Annotated in this window: 16 protein-coding genes; 5 read left to right on the top strand and 11 right to left on the bottom strand. The window is 48.3% G+C overall.

The window, feature by feature from the left end; translation table 11 throughout:
* The first annotated feature begins 86 nt into the window (after nt 1-86).
* The 3 genes from AB432_RS09395 (at nt 87) to AB432_RS09385 (ending at nt 2,128) form a co-directional block, all read left to right on the top strand.
* Complete coding sequence (locus tag AB432_RS09395) at nt 87-605, top strand: sigma-70 family RNA polymerase sigma factor (RefSeq protein ID WP_048032061.1); 519 nt, start codon at nt 87-89, stop codon at nt 603-605.
* Nucleotides 598-1,530 carry a DUF4179 domain-containing protein gene (locus AB432_RS09390; RefSeq protein ID WP_048032060.1) on the top strand — a complete coding sequence of 311 codons (933 nt, stop codon included), beginning with the start codon at nt 598-600 and terminating at the stop codon, nt 1,528-1,530. The genes AB432_RS09395 and AB432_RS09390 overlap by 8 nt, the downstream gene beginning before the upstream one ends.
* Before the next feature lie 151 nt (nt 1,531-1,681).
* A complete protein-coding gene (locus AB432_RS09385; protein ID WP_048032059.1) occupies nt 1,682-2,128 on the top strand; it encodes an acetyltransferase in 447 nt (148 codons plus the stop codon).
* A gap of 273 nt (nt 2,129-2,401) precedes the next feature.
* Here AB432_RS09385 and AB432_RS30475 read toward each other — a convergent pair whose 3' ends face one another.
* The 5 genes from AB432_RS30475 to AB432_RS09365 form a co-directional block, all read right to left on the bottom strand.
* Nucleotides 2,402-2,563 carry a hypothetical protein gene (locus AB432_RS30475; protein ID WP_162630222.1) on the bottom strand — a complete coding sequence of 54 codons (162 nt, stop codon included), beginning with the start codon at nt 2,561-2,563 and terminating at the stop codon, nt 2,402-2,404.
* Nucleotides 2,564-2,565: 2 nt separating this feature from the next.
* Complete coding sequence (locus AB432_RS09380) at nt 2,566-3,126, bottom strand: MauE/DoxX family redox-associated membrane protein (protein WP_048032058.1); 561 nt, start codon at nt 3,124-3,126, stop codon at nt 2,566-2,568.
* 15 nt (nt 3,127-3,141) lie between these two features.
* On the bottom strand, nt 3,142-4,926 hold the full coding sequence (locus tag AB432_RS09375) for an ABC transporter ATP-binding protein (RefSeq protein ID WP_048032057.1): 1,785 nt from the start codon (nt 4,924-4,926) through the stop codon (nt 3,142-3,144).
* Nucleotides 4,923-5,408, bottom strand: a complete 486-nt coding sequence (locus AB432_RS09370; RefSeq protein ID WP_235617651.1) for a TlpA family protein disulfide reductase — start codon at nt 5,406-5,408, stop codon at nt 4,923-4,925. The genes AB432_RS09375 and AB432_RS09370 overlap by 4 nt, the downstream gene beginning before the upstream one ends.
* Nucleotides 5,409-5,846: 438 nt before the next feature.
* Nucleotides 5,847-6,743 (bottom strand): PhzF family phenazine biosynthesis protein, encoded by an 897-nt coding sequence (locus tag AB432_RS09365; RefSeq protein WP_048032055.1) that lies wholly within the window; start codon nt 6,741-6,743, stop codon nt 5,847-5,849.
* Between the two features lie 126 nt (nt 6,744-6,869).
* On the opposite strand from AB432_RS09365, the gene AB432_RS09360 reads away from it, so the two are divergent.
* Nucleotides 6,870-7,739, top strand: coding sequence for a LysR family transcriptional regulator (locus AB432_RS09360; protein WP_048032054.1), 870 nt, complete (start codon nt 6,870-6,872; stop codon nt 7,737-7,739).
* Between the two features lie 18 nt (nt 7,740-7,757).
* Complete coding sequence (locus AB432_RS09355) at nt 7,758-8,135, top strand: DUF3899 domain-containing protein (RefSeq protein ID WP_048032053.1); 378 nt, start codon at nt 7,758-7,760, stop codon at nt 8,133-8,135.
* A gap of 51 nt (nt 8,136-8,186) precedes the next feature.
* Here AB432_RS09355 and AB432_RS09350 read toward each other — a convergent pair whose 3' ends face one another.
* Genes AB432_RS09350 through AB432_RS09325 form a run of 6 tightly spaced genes read right to left on the bottom strand, consistent with a single transcriptional unit; the run spans nt 8,187 to nt 15,575 of the window.
* The gene (locus AB432_RS09350; protein WP_048032052.1) at nt 8,187-9,137 is read right to left on the bottom strand and encodes an ABC transporter ATP-binding protein; all 951 of its coding nucleotides are present in this window, start codon (nt 9,135-9,137) and stop codon (nt 8,187-8,189) included.
* A complete protein-coding gene (locus AB432_RS09345) occupies nt 9,134-10,156 on the bottom strand; it encodes an ABC transporter ATP-binding protein (protein WP_048032051.1) in 1,023 nt (340 codons plus the stop codon). Before AB432_RS09345 ends, AB432_RS09350 begins: the two co-directional genes overlap by 4 nt.
* Before the next feature lie 20 nt (nt 10,157-10,176).
* Nucleotides 10,177-11,112, bottom strand: coding sequence for an ABC transporter permease (locus AB432_RS09340; RefSeq protein WP_419178480.1), 936 nt, complete (start codon nt 11,110-11,112; stop codon nt 10,177-10,179).
* 9 nt (nt 11,113-11,121) lie between these two features.
* The gene (locus AB432_RS09335; RefSeq protein WP_048032049.1) at nt 11,122-12,054 is read right to left on the bottom strand and encodes an ABC transporter permease; all 933 of its coding nucleotides are present in this window, start codon (nt 12,052-12,054) and stop codon (nt 11,122-11,124) included.
* A gap of 15 nt (nt 12,055-12,069) precedes the next feature.
* The gene (gene pepV, locus AB432_RS09330; protein WP_048032048.1) at nt 12,070-13,503 is read right to left on the bottom strand and encodes a dipeptidase PepV; all 1,434 of its coding nucleotides are present in this window, start codon (nt 13,501-13,503) and stop codon (nt 12,070-12,072) included.
* Nucleotides 13,500-15,575 carry a sigma-54 interaction domain-containing protein gene (locus tag AB432_RS09325; RefSeq protein ID WP_048032047.1) on the bottom strand — a complete coding sequence of 692 codons (2,076 nt, stop codon included), beginning with the start codon at nt 15,573-15,575 and terminating at the stop codon, nt 13,500-13,502. Before AB432_RS09325 ends, pepV begins: the two co-directional genes overlap by 4 nt.
* Nucleotides 15,576-15,599 lie beyond the last annotated feature (24 nt).

Raw genomic sequence — 15,599 nt, 5'->3', positions numbered from 1 at the left:
GCTCCCGCAGTGTGTCTATCACTGCGGGATTATTTTCGGGTAGAAGGAAGAACCTAACGTATTCAGTAAGGAGGGTGTGCAGTATCGTGAATCAAACTGAACTGGCACAGAGAGCCATTTCCGGTGATGAAGACAGCTTTACGCTTCTGATCCAAGAGAATAGAGAAAAAATATATCGCATGGCTTTTACTTATGTACGAAACAAGGAAGACGCACTGGAAATCGTACAGGAAACTGTCTACCGCGCCTTCATCTCTGTACACAAATTAAAGCAGCCGCAATATTTTCAAACGTGGCTGACCAAAATCGCCGTCAACTGCGCATTGGATCACATTCGCAAAGCAAAAAAAGTCGTTTATATGGATAAAGAGCATGAAGGAAGCTACGAGCAGAAACCGCGGGAAGATGTCATCGACTTGCATGATGCCTTGGGCCAACTCGATGAAAAATCCCGAACGGTCATTATGCTGAGATATTTCGAAGACATGCCCATCAAGGACATTGCCGATGTGCTAGACATACCCCTCAGTTCCGTAAAGTCGATCATTTACCGCGGGCTGGAGAAATTGAAAGTGAACATTGGGGAGCGTGAATCTCTTGGATAAAAAGTTGGACGATTACAAACAAGCCTATCACGATATTGAAATTCCCGAAGAGTTGGCGGCAGTCACCCAGCAAGCCATCGATCGCGGGAAGCTTCATCGAAAACGCGCGAAAGCAAGAACCCGTTGGTTGAAGCACGCTGGCGTAAGCGCAGCTACTGTCTTTGTTCTTTTCACGGTCAGCGTGAACACGATGCCCGCTTTTGCAAGTGCTTTGGAAAACGTTCCTGGTCTCGGCAAGCTGGTGAAAATATTGCAATTCAATAAAGGCAATGCAGGCGGCGGTACTCCTCAGGATGCCGTAGATGTTAGCTTCATTACAGTCCAGAAGCAAGGAGACCAGGAAAACATCATCTTGAACTTTACCCAGGATAATGAGGTACAGCAGAACGCCAGCTCCTTCCACGTGAGTTTTACTGAATACCCGAATACGATGACGTTTGCTGTTGGTGGTGCGAGAAGATTTTCGGCTGTCAAAGATTTCGAGACATTGAAGCAAAGTCCGTATATCGAAGATGCCTACGAGATTATTTCATTGGACGATTCTCTCGTGCGGTTTAATGTGACCTTTAAGGAAGCGATTGCTTATGAGGTGAAAGAGTATAAGGAACCGGCACAGATTGTGATTACGATTTCGCCAAAAGAAGTGACGCCAGAAAAGCAGCAGCCTGTGTACTCGGTGCGGACCGCTTCCGTGCCGTATGGAGAGACGCTCGGGGCTATGGAGGAATCTCTGTTGGTCGCGGACAATATGCGAGTTTTGAAGGACAACCAAGGTGGATACTTTGTTGAGGCAGGGTATTATCGTACGGAATCTGAGGCTCGGGAGAAAATGAAGCAGTTGAAGGATGAGTTTGGGATTGTAGAGCCGTTGTTCGTGGAGAAGAGGGAGTATTTGGAGGTGCCTGGAGGGATTGTGGCGAGGTAAGCTTCCCCTTCCCTTCCCCCCTATCAATCGTCAGATTATTCTGGGAGGATAGAAAAGCTGTGAACATGATAGGAAAGTTCCTAGTGACTCTATATAATAAGCTCTCAAGAGCGCTCTTTTCTGTTTTTAATTTGAATCGGGAGGTTTCATGATGAATACCAAAACTGTTGTTTATGAAGCCAGCTATCGTGATCAATTGGTAGAGATTTGGTATCGTGCTGTTTGCCGTACTCACCATTTTTTGACGAAAGAAGATATTGCGTTTTATAAAAACATGGTAAAAAATGAAGCACTATCTGCCGTTGAAGTATGGATGGAACTAAACGAAAAGAAAGAGCCTGTAGGCTTTATTGGCCTTGATGGACCGAAAATCGAAATGCTGTTCGTTGATCCAGAATACCACGGGAAAGGGATTGGCAGCAGATTACTCGAACATGCGGAACGCAAGTATGGCCCTAATCTGAAAGTAGATGTCAACGAACAAAACGAAGGAGCTCACGCTTTCTACAAACGGTATGGGTTTGTGCAAACAGGACGATCTGAACTGGATGGTTCGGGAAGGCCGTTTCCTTTGCTTCATTTAGATTTGCAACGTTAATTTTCATTTGTTCAAAAAACAAGACTGTCTCCTGTAGTAGAATTCTCCACTTGCGAGACAGTCTTGTTCTACTTATTTGCCTGGAAAACTACCAAGGGCATTCACACAAAGGGCCATTTCTTACGCATCCTTTTTGGCATCCTGCAAATGCGCTTGCTCCTAGCTTTTGGAGTAATTTTTTGAACACGCTTATCACCTCTCATTTTACATAAAATGTATTTACAGGAATATAATACAATACTTATACGGAAATTGAAAGCGTTTTCTGAAATTTCAAGAAGTAATATTTTTGTCGCTTCTTCTATTATTCTCTTCTGCTGCTTCCATTTTGTTAATGAACGTCCCGAGTACCTTTAATACTTGAAACAAGACGACCAAAATCGCAATGACCGTCACCCATAATACCCCGAACCCAATCATCCAGCCTGTAGACATGCTCATCCCTGCCTTTTTCGCAAAATATGTTTGAACGTACTGATTTCTCCGCTAATAGCCATGAGCAGTGAGATGCACACACTCGAAAAGAAGATAGCGATTACCCCGTTGGTGATTTCGAAACTGCCGGACATGAAATACTGGTCAACACTCGCCCAGCCCCCGCCCCATTGCCCCACATAAACGGCCAGACCGATGAATAAAAGGTTACGCAAAACAAGCTTCCACGATAAAAAATGGTTTCCCGCCATTCCGCCGCATCCGCAAGAAATCTTCTTTCTGCCTCTTGCTAGATTGATACTGATCGCAAGTGTGTACGCCCCCAGTAACAAAATCGCCAGGGACAGTCCCAGGGTTGTAAAAAGACCAAGCAGCAAGGAAATCGCTACGGTGGCTTGCAACACCAGATCAAGATACGTAAAGAGTTTGGACCACGAGTAGGGTATGATCTGATAGGCTCGCACAATGGACAAATGCGTGCCCATATCGCTTATTTTTGAGACAACCGTGCTGAGAAATAAAAATGCGAGAATCAGCCGAAACAGCAAACCAAGCTCTTCCATAACACCCCTCCTCCATTACGCAAACCATTTCGCCTGCATCCGGTACATGCGCGAATATTCTCCGTTTGCATCCATTAGCTCATCATGATGCCCTACTTCGATCAGTTGACCTTGCTTCATGACAAAAATCCGATCCGCCATTCGTGCCGCAGCCATCCGATGGGAAATAAAAATCGCCGTCTTGTTCTGTGTGAGAGCATCAAATTGTTGAAATACCTCCAGCTCTGCCTGCGGATCAAGTGCCGCCGTAGGCTCATCCAGAATAAAAATCTCTCCTCTTCTGTACAAAGCCCGAGCCAACGCGATCTTCTGCCACTGTCCGCCTGACAGGTCTTCGCCATCCTGTAGCGTCCGACCCAAAATCGTATCGTATCCACTGGGGAGCTTGCGAATAAAGGTATCTGCACCGGTCTCAACCGCTACTTGCCTCATCTGCGCGGGATTAATCTCCTGCGTCACTCTCCCAATGGTAATGTTCTCTCCAGCCGTGAAATTGTACCGAATAAAGTCTTGGAAAATGACCGTGATATTTCGTTGCAGGTCGGAAATATCGAGCTCACGAATCGACTGATTGTCGAACAGAATATCTCCCGAATGGATCGGATAAAGTCCCATCAAGCATTTGACTAGCGTCGTTTTTCCAGAGCCATTATCGCCAACAATCGCAATACGCTCCCCTGGATTAATCGTAAAGGAAACTTCATTGATCACATTGCGTTCCATTTTGGGATAGCAAAACGAAACCCGATCAAACGTAATACCAGATTGCAGCTTGCTGGGAAACTCCGCTTTGCCAGTGAGCCGCGGAATCGTTTTATCCTCATATTCCAGAAAGTCAAACAGATCAGCGATGTACAGGCATCTGTTGACAATATGTGCGAGGTTAAAGGTCATTAACGAAAGCAACTGCTGCGTATTCTGTACCGCTTGTGCAATCGCTACAAAATCCCCAACCTTCAGGGCGCTCGCACGAAGCAGCGATACGACCAATCCCAAGCAGCCAATATACATCGAGGAGGTAAATATCCCTGAGAGAATCAGCGCTTTTTCCCTGCGATGGAGGAGACGAAGTACCTCTTTCATATTTTTCAAATACAGGCGAGACCATCTACCTAGCAAAAAGTCCTTTAGCTGAAACAGTCGGACCTCTTTGGAGCTGTCGCGCTCATTCAGGATTGAGCTGATGTAAGAGGCTTCGCGAATCTCTGGCGTCTGTAGCCTTGCGAGAAAGTATTCCGACATACCAAATTTGATTTGGACGATTAAGAGTGGGATCACGGCTAACAAGCTCATCACAGCTAATCCCCAGTGAATGCTAAGCAAAAACACCGCATAGGAAATCAGAGTAATCAGATTTTTCCCGAGATCTAATACCCTTTCCACAGGGTCCAGAAAGCGTTCCCCCATTGCCTCTGCCCGGATGCGGTGGTGATGGTTGTAAAATTCCGGATCATCGAAATAAGAGAGCGGAACAGATGCTGCTTTCTTTGCTACCAAATGCTCCAAATGATATTCCAATCGTTGCTCTGTATGGGCATCGAGAACACGTAAGACCGTTTCCAACGCATTCGTCACCAGCGTCACGGAAAACAATCCCGCAAGCAGCCATAGCAATGGCTGGTAATCATCCGTCTGATCCAGCGCAATGGCAGTAACCTCATTCACCATTTCTTTCATGATCCAGATCGTAGCCAACGGGGAAAATGCCAGGATGATTCTGAGAGCGATAGAACAAATGAGCCACAGCTTGCCATGTGCCCAAATCAAGCGAACGGTTTTTGCAAAATAAGAACGTTTCATGCTGGTTCACCTGCTAGCGCCAGGAGCTTCTTTTTGGTTTCCACGGCGGTTATCGGCTTGGCACGAATGACGTCCTGCTCATCGATTACCAAAACGCTGGGGAAATGATTGATCTTGTATGCCTCCAGCATAGGTTCGTTGCCAATTAAGACAGGGATGCCGGATATGTTGTTTTCTTGCAGCCATTGGGAAGTGGATAGTTGTTCGGATTCTGTCGAGATGATCACGGATGCATCTGTGAGTATCCTTCCCTCGGACAATAGTTCGTGTACGTGATTGGCACAGTGCCCGCAGCCTGTATGGGTGAAGTTCACGATGAGTGGACGAGGCAGATGATTTAGTTGTTGTTCTTGACCGTTTAGCGTGAGGAAAGGTAGCGATTGCAATTTGGTGCCGATTGCAGGTCCTGTTTCCGGGATGAAAGGGTGGAAGTGATGGACCTGATCTCGTGTTTGTTTTAATAGGGTGAGAACTTTTGCCAATATAAAGGCAAAGATAAGTAGAAAGATCATGTTTACGGCTATGAGCAAATCTATCGATCCCCTTCCATGCGACTCGAGATTATACGCGAGACGTAACATATTTTTACAGAGAAAATACCATATTATTCTAGTTTTGTCATTGTTTTATGGTTCAAATATGTTTGTTGGTAGAAAAGATTTTACGCCTAAGCCCCCTCAGACAGAGGACTTGCCAAAACACATAAGAAAACTCCAAACCAGTAGTTAATTACTCGTTTGGAGTTCAACTTTTTATTCATGACGTACTTCTATCTATTTCTCTTTATACGAATATTTTTCTAGGTTCTTTGCATACTCGCTAGATAAAACACAATCAACCCTGTAACATCAAGTTCCTTTCTGATTTTATTCACCCATTTCTTCATTAGTAAAGAACGTCTTCCTTCTATCTATTGTCATTTAAACCCTCATCTGCCCCGCGATCGTCAAATGCGCCTCACCTGCTACCCGAATAACCGGCTCCTCTCCAGATCGATCAACCGTTACATACAGCTTTCCTGGCCGACCAATCGCATGTCCTTGCCCTACAACGAGCTGTGTCACTTTTCCAGCAGGTAGCCTTTCTTCCAATGCCAAATAGCCAGCCAGTGCCCCGTTTGCAGCACCTGTTACAGGGTCCTCCGCAATCCCGATTGCAGGCGCAAAATCCCTTGTATACAAGTCATAGCCTTCAGGAGCATCACACGTAAACAAATGGGTGGTTGTGATACTGTGTTCCCTGTTCATTTCTGCTAGTGAAGAGAACAATGGCTGCGCTGCATCGATTGCCTGACGAGTGCGGACTGGAACGAGTAGATGCCTATTACCTGTGGAAGCGAGCTTCATCGGATAGCGATCGTCCAGATCAGCCAGTGTAATACCAACCAGCCTCGCTACCTCTTCTCTGTCTAAATCAATTTCCTTCACAGAAGGCTTGATTTGAGTCATTTCCACTCGCTGTAACTGACCATCCTCCCTCACCAATTGAACAGGAATCAACCCAACGTTTGTCTCAAACACGATACGGCTTCCCTTTTCCAACCATCCGCGTTCTGTCGCCAATAGCCAAGCAGAACCCACTGTCGCATGGCCGCAGAAATCGATCTCAACGGAAGGAGAAAAGTAACGAATACGAAAATCTGCTTCCGGATGGTCGGACGGCATCAAAAAGGCAGACTCAGGAAGATTCAACTCATTGGCAATTTTCTGCATTTGTTGTAAAGTCAAAGTACCTGCTTCCGGGATGACACCTGCTGGATTGCCTGCAAACGGCTCTCTCGTAAAGGCGTCCACATGGTATACACTCACATGATTCATGGTTGTCTCTCTCCTTTTTTAAACGAATGCTTCTCTTGCTTTTCATCTTAAAGGGATGCAACCGCGCTGTAAAATGAAGCTTTCGCATACGAACCATGATAAAAACTTCATGAAAGGAGAAGCTCCATGACTTTGTTTCAGATGGAAGTCCTTGTGGCGGTCACGAACGCTGGTAACTTCACGCGAGCAGGAGAACAAATCGGATTGAGCCAGTCGGGAGTGAGTCATACCATCGGCGCACTGGAGAAGGAGCTTGGCATTTCCTTGTTCACCCGCAATCGCAGCGGTGTTAAGCTGACCACAGCCGGTGAAAAAATTGTCGCCGCTGCCCGGACCATATTGGAAAACGTCTCGCTGATAAAACAGGTGGCTGCCGAATCAAGCGAGCATTTGGAGGCAATGCTCCGGATTGCTTCTTTTCCCAGCGTAACCGCTCAACTCCTGCCTAAATTGCTAAAGGCGATGCAGAGTCGCTATCCGCATATCCAAACAAAGCTATATGAAGGAAGCTATCAAGAAATCAACGAATGGGTTCGCTCAGGGGTTGTCGATGTCGGTTTTCATGTGTGGCCCGATGACGAGCTGGAGGGAATCCTGCTGACGACAGACGCCCTGCATGCTGTCGTGCCAGCCAATCATCCTCTGGCAACGGAGCGCTCGCTTACCTTGGAGCAATTAGCCTGTGAATCGTTTCTCATGCCCATGGCGGGCTGTCACTTGTTGATTGGCGCGGAGTTTGCCAAGGCTGGGCTTACGCCGAATGTTTCCTATGAAATCGCCGACAATACAACGATACTGGCCATGGTAGAAAGCGGTGTCGGGGTGACAGTCGTGCCGTCACTGACTCTACCCACGCAACTACCCGATGTCGCTGTCATACAAATCACGCCGCCTCTCTCCCGGCAAATCGGCTTGGCTGTACGTTCGCTTCGTGAAGCCCCACCTGCCGTTCAAGCTTTTTTGCGGGAAGCAGAGCGCATTGCACCCACACTATAAAAAGGACGTGCTTCTTCGTTGAAAAAATGGCTCATTCTCCTACTTGCTCTCTCCGTGATCAGCAGTGTGATTTTAGGAATTACCATTCAAGCCGGTACGTTGGTGCCGTTGATTAATCAGAGCTTTTTAATCGGTCTTTTCCTGTTAATCGTTGGGAGTATTGCCGTCGTTACACGCTCTGGATTTTTCACTATTTTCCTGCGTGGATTCAAGCAACTGAAAGGGATGTTTTTCCGCAAACCGCGCATGATGGACAGTGACATCGTTCAAGCTATCGACCCTGCTTTCGAGGAAAAGAAAGAGTCATTCGTACGAATCGGAACCTCGCTTTTTCTCACATCAGGTACTGGACTGATTGTCTTCTCAATTGTTCTGACCTGTTTCTACTATTTATAATCTCACTAGAAAGGGCTGTCCCATCGATCGGGAACAGCCCTTCTTTCTCTCTTACGACTCTATCAAATGACAAGCCACCCAATGCCCGGGTTGCGCCTCCTGCCACTTCGGCACTTCTTCCGCACAACGAGGTTGTACGAGTGGGCAGCGTGTACGAAAACCGCAGCCACTCGGCTTGTTGGCTGGACTGGGCAAATCTCCTTGCAAAACGATACGCTCTCGTTTCACCGTCGGGTCAGGCACCGGCACAGAAGAGAGCAAAGCCTGCGTATAGGGATGCAACGGACGAGCGTACAGCTCATAGCTCGATGCCAGCTCAACCATTTTCCCCAAATACATGACGCCAATCCGGTTGGAAATATGTTTGACCATGGACAGATCATGCGCGATGAACAAATAGGTCAATCCGCGATCATGCTGCAAATCCTCCAATAAATTGACGACTTGCGCTTGAATCGAGACGTCGAGTGCGGAGATCGGCTCATCGGCAATGATAAATTCCGGCTCTACTGCCAAAGCCCGCGCGATTCCGATCCGTTGACGCTGTCCCCCACTGAATTCATGCGGAAAACGCTGCGCATGATCCTTATGCAAGCCCACTAGCTGGAGCAGTTCCGCCACACGCTCTCGTCTCATCCCGCGATTCAAATGATGGATGTCCAAGCCCTCTGCAATGATGTCCTCCACGGTCATACGCGGGTTCAGACTTGCTTGCGGGTCCTGGAAAATCATCTGGGCATCCCGATTGAACTGCCCCGCTTCTTTTCCCCGAAGCTGATGAACATTCTTCCCTTTGAACAGCACTTCGCCATCTGTATGGTCATACAGGCGAATAATCGTCCTGCCTAGCGTAGACTTCCCGCAGCCACTTTCGCCGACCAGACCGAACGTCTCTCCTTTGTTAATCGTAAACGAAACACCATCGACTGCTTTCAAATCAAATCCCGTTCCAAGCGAAAAATACTTCTTCAAATCGCGAACATCAAGCAAAGCCTCTGTCATACGCCCTGCCTCCCTGCTGCCACTAGCTCCTCTATTCGCGGTGCTCGTGGATCGTGGAGCCAGCAAGCTGCCTGATGTCCACGCCCGAATTCCCCCGTCACGGGCATCTGCTGTTCGCATATCTCCATCGCAAAATCACAGCGGGCAGCAAACGGACAGCCGACTGGCGGATGGAACAAATCTGGAGGGCTGCCTTCGATGGGAATCAGCCGTTGCTTTTCGCCCTCATCCAGACGAGGGAGGGAGCGCATCAGTCCCCATGTATACGGGTGACGAGGATTCGCAAAAACGTCCTCAACCGTCCCAGTCTCGACAACCATCCCCGCATACATGACAACCATGCGATGAGCGATCTCGGCTACGACTCCCAAATCATGCGTAATAATCACAACGGATAACTCCTGTTCCTCTTGCAGTCGCTTAAGCAAATCCAAAATCTGCGCCTGAATCGTCACATCCAGTGCTGTCGTCGGCTCATCAGCAATCACCAGCTTGGGTTGGCAAGCAAGAGCAATCGCAATGACCACACGCTGACGCATACCTCCGCTGAATTGGTGCGGGTACTGATCGATTCGCTTTTCCGGATCGGGAATTCCTACGAGCGAGAGCATCTCGATCGCTCGCTTTCGCGCTTCCTCTTTTGATACCTGGTGACTGCGAACGAATCCCTCTACGATTTGTGTCCCTACCTTCATCGTGGGATTGAGTGCTGTCATCGGGTCTTGAAACACCATGCCGATCTGCCTTCCGCGAATACCCAGCAGCTCTTTTTTGGGCAGATGACTGATTTGAGCTCCTTCAAATACAACCTTTCCCCCGACGATTTTTCCGGGTGGATTAGGGATTAAGCCCATAATCGCTTGAGCCGTAACGCTCTTGCCACACCCACTCTCCCCCACGATGGCAACTGTCTCCCCTTTATCCACGTAAAAGGACACGCCCCGCACGGCTTGAACCTCGCCGCCATACGTCTTGAAATTCACCCGCAAGTTATCGATTGTCAGCAAATGCTGATTCATCCTCATTCCTCCTGTCGTCTCTAATCGCGTAGACGCGGATCAAGTGCATCCTGCAAGCCGTCGCCGAATACGTTGAAGGCGAACATCGTCAACGAGATCATCAATGCCGGAAAAAACAGTCGCCACCAATCACCCGTCAAAATAACGCCCAAGCCATCGTTTGTCATCGTACCCCAACTGGCGACAGGAGCTTGTACACCGAGTCCTAGAAAGCTGAGAAAAGATTCCGCAAAAATCGCCGATGGAATCGTAAAGGTCAAATTGACGATAATGACGCCAAATGTGTTGGGAATCAGATGCTTCAGCAAAATTCGTGAAAACTTCGCTCCCAGTACTTGGGCAGCCAAAATGAACTCTTGGTTTTTCAATTGCAGGATTTGCCCGCGCACTAACCGCGCCATGCCGACCCACCCAGTAGCAGATAGGGCAATAATAATCGTCAGCATACCCGGCTCCATCACAACCATGAGCAAAATGACGACCAGCAAATACGGCAGCCCATACAAAATCTCGATAATACGCATGATAATCGTATCGATGCGATCCCCTCGTTTGCCTCGTCCTGCCATATAGCCTGCAATTCCCCCGACAGTCACTCCAATGACCAGGTCAATTAACGCCGCGACAATGCCAATCGTCAAAGAAATCCTCGCCCCATACCACGTACGGGCAAACATGTCACGTCCCAGCTCATCCGTACCGAACCAATGCTCCGCGGAGATTTCCTGATTTTTGGTCAGCAAGCTCTGGTCGGAATAACTATACGGCACGAGATTCGGTCCAATGATCGCCATGCCAACCAAAGCGAGAATAATGAACAGCCCGAGCATAGCCAGCTTGTTTTTTAGCAGCTTCCGAACGACCTGCTGCCCATTGCTGAGACTCGGTCGTGCAATGACATTCGCCTGCGTATTTTTCATCAACGGGCGAAATAACGGGTCCACTTTGTGCTCCATCGCCACAGTTTATCTCTCCTTGTTGGTCAGCTTGATTCGCGGGTCAATCAGGGTGTATGCGATATCAATCAGGAAAATGGTAAAAATCAGAATCGCACTGTAAAAAATCGTCGTACCCAAAATGACCGGATAATCACGGTTGAAAATGCCGTCTACGAAATACTTGCCAATGCCGGGAATCGCAAAGATTTTCTCCACGACAAAGGTTCCCGTTATCAAACTGGCAATCAAAGGTCCGAGAAAGGTGACAACAGGCAGAATCGCATTGCGAATTCCATGTCTGACGACGATGATAAACATGGGAATCCCCTTTGCCTCTGCTGTTCGAATGTAGTTCTGGTTCATAACTTCAATCATGCTGGCACGCATATAGCGGGTAATGACCGCAACTGGACCAAAGGCAAGCGCCAGTGACGGCAGTATCGTATGCATCCAGGTACCCCATGTCGCAACGGGAAAGAGCGGCAGCTTGATCGCGAAAAAATTGATCAAAAGCGGTGCCATAATGAAGCTCGGAATCGCTACCCCCAATACAGCAAGCGCCATAGCCACGTAGTCCAGCCATTTATTTCGATTGAGCGCTGCGATAATACCCAACGAAATCCCGAAAAGGAGTGCGATCCCGATCGCTTGCGCACCCAACCACGCAGATGCAGCAAAGCCATCGGAAATCATGTCATTGACTCCACGAGAGTCTGATTTGATGGATGGGCCCAAGTCGAGCATTAACAGATTTTTCAGATACAAAACGTATTGAACAGGTAACGGCTCGTCCAGATTGTATTTGGCACGTAAATTATTGAGAATTTGCTCTGGTAGCTGATCCGACTCGGAGGCAAACGGGTTCCCCGGAATGGCATGCATCAAGGCAAACGTCAGCGTCACGATAATCCACAGGGTGACGAACATCATCAAAATACGTTTTACCAGATAGTTTGACATGGAAGTCCTCCTCGTTTACTTAGCCAGCTCGTAAATGGCATGCGCGTAAATGGTCATAGCACGCAGCAGGTCGTCAATCTCGGCATATTCATCAGTCAAATGAGCCATGGATTCCTTGCCCGGAAAGAGCGGGCCGAAAGCAACACCATACGGCATGATTTTGGCGTAGGTAGCTCCTCCTGAGGAAAGGAGGGTTGCTGGTTCTCCCGTGTGCTCCTCGTACACCTGCGACAAGGTTTGGATCACAGGATGATCTTTAGGTACATAATGCGACTTGGATGTCCGTAAAGCGGAAATCGTCCAGCCCAGCTCTGCTGTCCTTTGCTTCAGCTTCTCAACGTACTCCTCACAGGAAACTGTCGCCGGATAGCGTATATTGAGCCGAACTGTCCCCCCTTCGCAGGAATCATATCGCAAAATCCCCGCGTTGACCGTCAGCTTGCCTGACACTTCATCCTCGCAAGCCATATGTAGATGGTGAGCAAAATAATCTTCATGCAGGACATCAGCCAACATCGTAAGAAAGGACGAACAGGAGCCACCAAACGGATACAAGCGCAAAAAAGTCGCCAACAAGGTTCCCGCATTCACGCCTTGGAATGGTGCCATCCCATGAGCCGGCTTTCCTGCCAGCGTGAACTGCAACTGTCCCAGCCCTATCAGTTCCATACGACCTGTTGTGTGGTTTTCATTCAGAAACATTTCCCACTCTTCCGCCAATTGGGAAAGGACGATCTCCTGTCGCGCCTGAAAGTCCAGTCGTACAAGTGCGACTGCTTTTTCGGGAACACTGTTTCCTTGATCACCGGAGACAAATGACGCTAACTGCCAGGCTCCATTTCGTTCGATTGGTTCCATCGCTGGAATGGTCAATGTCGGGTTGATCTGTCCCTTCTCTGCATGTGTCATCGGAAAGGAGGAATCAGGTGAAAAGCCAATCGGCGGAATGCGATCATGCTGGGCAAAATGCTTCATGCACAGCCAACCGCTCTCTTCATCTGTTCCGATGATCATTCGCACGCGTTTTGTCAGTGGCAAGCCTGAATCCTTAACCAGCTTCAACGCATAGTACGCTGCCATCGCTGGGCCTTTGTCGTCAATCGCTCCACGCGCATAGATACGACCGTCGCGAATGTTCGGTTCAAAAGGCGGGGTCGTCCAACCTTCGCCCACAGTGACGACATCGATATGAACGAGCACGCCGATCTCTTCTTCCCCGTCGCCGAACTCGATTGTCCCTGCGTAACCATCCAGGTTTTTGGTCTGGAAGCCATCCAGCTCACCGCGTGCGAGCATTGTTTCAAGCGCCGCGGCAACACCTTCGCCAAATGGCTTTCCTTCTTTTGCCGTCGTCATATCTTCGATGCTGTTTATGGAAAGAAAGGATTTCAAATCATCCAGGTACTGCTCTCTTTGCAGAAGCGCTTGCTGCTTCCAGTAATCACTCATATGCGTTCCCCTGCTTTCATCCGATCTAGATAGGCAAGAAACGATTCACCTTTCGAGGAAATTTGACTCCCTTGTCTTCCTTTTCCCACTTGAATCAGCTCATCCTGCTGCAAAAGCTTCAAGCGATAGCGTAGCTGTTGCAAGGTAACTGAGTGGCCTCTTTCTTGCAACTGCGCAAGTAGCGTATAGCGTCCACCGCTCCCTTGTCCCAGCTCCTTCAAAATAGCCGTGATTTCATCCAGAAATCCTCGTTTTGTATATGCAGTGACGATACTTTCACATTCATTGTATAGACCATCTACAGGCAACGGCGCTTCCGGTATTTCCCGCAGAAACGGCAAATGATACGGATACGCTTCATCCTCCACGACGTGTGCTAAATACTCGATCACATTTTCGAGCTCGCGAATATTTCCAGGCCAATCATACTCATGGAGTGCCCGCATCGCTTCATTGGTCAACGTAAACGGCGGGCGGCGCAAATCATAGGAGTATTTCTTTATAAATTGATGAGCCAACCACGGAATATCCTCCCGTCTGTTCCGCAGAGGCGGCAAATGAATCGGCAAGATATTCAGGCGATAATACAAATCAGCTCGGAAGGCTCCTTCCGTAATCATCCGTTGCAAATCTTGATTCGTTGCTGCGATGACACGAATATCTGTCGGGATGATCTTACTGCCGCCTACGCGCATAATCTGGCGTTCTTGCAATACACGCAACAGTCGGTTTTGAATAGCCGCGCTGGCATCTCCGATCTCATCAAGAAAAATGGTTCCTTTGTGGGCTAATTCAAACCAGCCGATATGTCCACCTTTACGCGCTCCGGTAAAAGCTCCTTCTTCATAGCCGAACAGCTCGCTTTCCAAAAGAGATTCCGATATGGCAGCGAAGTTGACCCCAACAAACGGCTCTCTTCGACGTGGCGAAGCATTGTGGATAGCCTGGGCGAGCAATTCCTTCCCTGTCCCTGTTTCTCCCAACAACAGCACAGTGGAGTTGCTTCTTGCGATTTTGCGGGCAATCTGAATGACTTTTTGTACAGGCGCGCTCTCCCCATAAAAATCATCAAATTGGTATTTGGCTACCAATCCTTTGCTGTAAAGGCGCATGCGATAATCATGCTCCAGCTTTTCAATTTCTGCGGCCTGGCGAAACAAGAGCAGACTCCCGAGAAAGCTGCCTTCCATGACGATGTGCATTTTGCGGAAAAAGTAGGTTTTGTTCGCCCAATCTACCAAAACATCCTTATTCTCTTCACACTGCCGGATCAACTGATAAAAATTCGCAGGCAAGCAATTGGAAGCCCGTTCACCTACGACTTCATTCCCTTCCATCTGCAACGTATCGATTGCTTTCTGATTGACAAAACGGATGTTTTCTTTTTCATCCATGGCAATCACTGCGTCCTCGATCCGATTGACGATGGCCTCCAAATATTTGCTCAACAGATGCGCATGCTGAATCTCGTTGTTCAGCTCTTTGGTGATATCGACCAACGATTGCATGGCGCGTGCGGTCACCTTTTGAAAATTGCCGTATTTAAAATGAGAGTAGATGGCAAGCCACGTAGATAAATCGATGATCCGATACCCGATATCGACAACTTTGCGAATATGCGGGGGGACATGCTCTGCCTCTCCTGGCGTTACCGCAATCTCGATGTCTGATGGATAGTCAGCACCTGGATAATAAGGATACAGTTCAAAATCCATCCCAGAGGCACGTAGCAATTCCACATTTTCTTCAGCAGTCTCCTTGGTGTCACTGACGAGAAGCACTTTCACGCCTTTCGGAATCTCCAGCATGCCGCGCAAATTATGATACGGCAGCATTCGCTTGGCTACGATGATGCTGGATTCTTTCGGCACATACGGTTGTACAAGTGGGACTATGCTTTTGGTGGATACAATAACGAGGGCACCAGGCGTGATCGGGCGCAACGGAAGCTGGTCGACTCGCATCGCCTCGACATGGATATCATCGCCGATTCCCAATTCATGATATTGACTAACGACGGACTGTAGAAACTCATCCATTCTTGCAATAAATATGATCGATTTTTTGTCCATATCAGCCGCTCCAAGATGTAAAGT

Origin of the sequence: Brevibacillus brevis, from assembly GCF_001039275.2 — a bacterium.
Taxonomy (GTDB): domain Bacteria; phylum Bacillota; class Bacilli; order Brevibacillales; family Brevibacillaceae; genus Brevibacillus; species Brevibacillus brevis_C.
Note: the sequence above shows the minus strand (reverse complement) of the source record. Positions and strands in the feature narration are given on the sequence as shown.

What these genes read in the sequence shown, in the direction of transcription:
- AB432_RS09385 (WP_048032059.1), top strand. Translation starts at nt 1,682, where the DNA reads ATGAATACCAAAACTGTTGTTTATGAAGCCAGCTATCGTGATCAATTG.
- AB432_RS30475 (WP_162630222.1), bottom strand. Translation starts at nt 2,563, where the DNA reads ATGTCTACAGGCTGGATGATTGGGTTCGGGGTATTATGGGTGACGGTC.
- AB432_RS09380 (WP_048032058.1), bottom strand. Translation starts at nt 3,126, where the DNA reads ATGGAAGAGCTTGGTTTGCTGTTTCGGCTGATTCTCGCATTTTTATTT.
- AB432_RS09375 (WP_048032057.1), bottom strand. Translation starts at nt 4,926, where the DNA reads ATGAAACGTTCTTATTTTGCAAAAACCGTTCGCTTGATTTGGGCACAT.
- AB432_RS09365 (WP_048032055.1), bottom strand. Translation starts at nt 6,743, where the DNA reads ATGAATCATGTGAGTGTATACCATGTGGACGCCTTTACGAGAGAGCCG.
- AB432_RS09360 (WP_048032054.1), top strand. Translation starts at nt 6,870, where the DNA reads ATGACTTTGTTTCAGATGGAAGTCCTTGTGGCGGTCACGAACGCTGGT.
- AB432_RS09350 (WP_048032052.1), bottom strand. Translation starts at nt 9,137, where the DNA reads ATGACAGAGGCTTTGCTTGATGTTCGCGATTTGAAGAAGTATTTTTCG.
- AB432_RS09345 (WP_048032051.1), bottom strand. Translation starts at nt 10,156, where the DNA reads ATGAATCAGCATTTGCTGACAATCGATAACTTGCGGGTGAATTTCAAG.
- AB432_RS09340 (WP_419178480.1), bottom strand. Translation starts at nt 11,112, where the DNA reads ATGGAGCACAAAGTGGACCCGTTATTTCGCCCGTTGATGAAAAATACG.
- AB432_RS09335 (WP_048032049.1), bottom strand. Translation starts at nt 12,054, where the DNA reads ATGTCAAACTATCTGGTAAAACGTATTTTGATGATGTTCGTCACCCTG.
- pepV (WP_048032048.1), bottom strand. Translation starts at nt 13,503, where the DNA reads ATGAGTGATTACTGGAAGCAGCAAGCGCTTCTGCAAAGAGAGCAGTAC.
- AB432_RS09325 (WP_048032047.1), bottom strand. Translation starts at nt 15,575, where the DNA reads ATGGACAAAAAATCGATCATATTTATTGCAAGAATGGATGAGTTTCTA.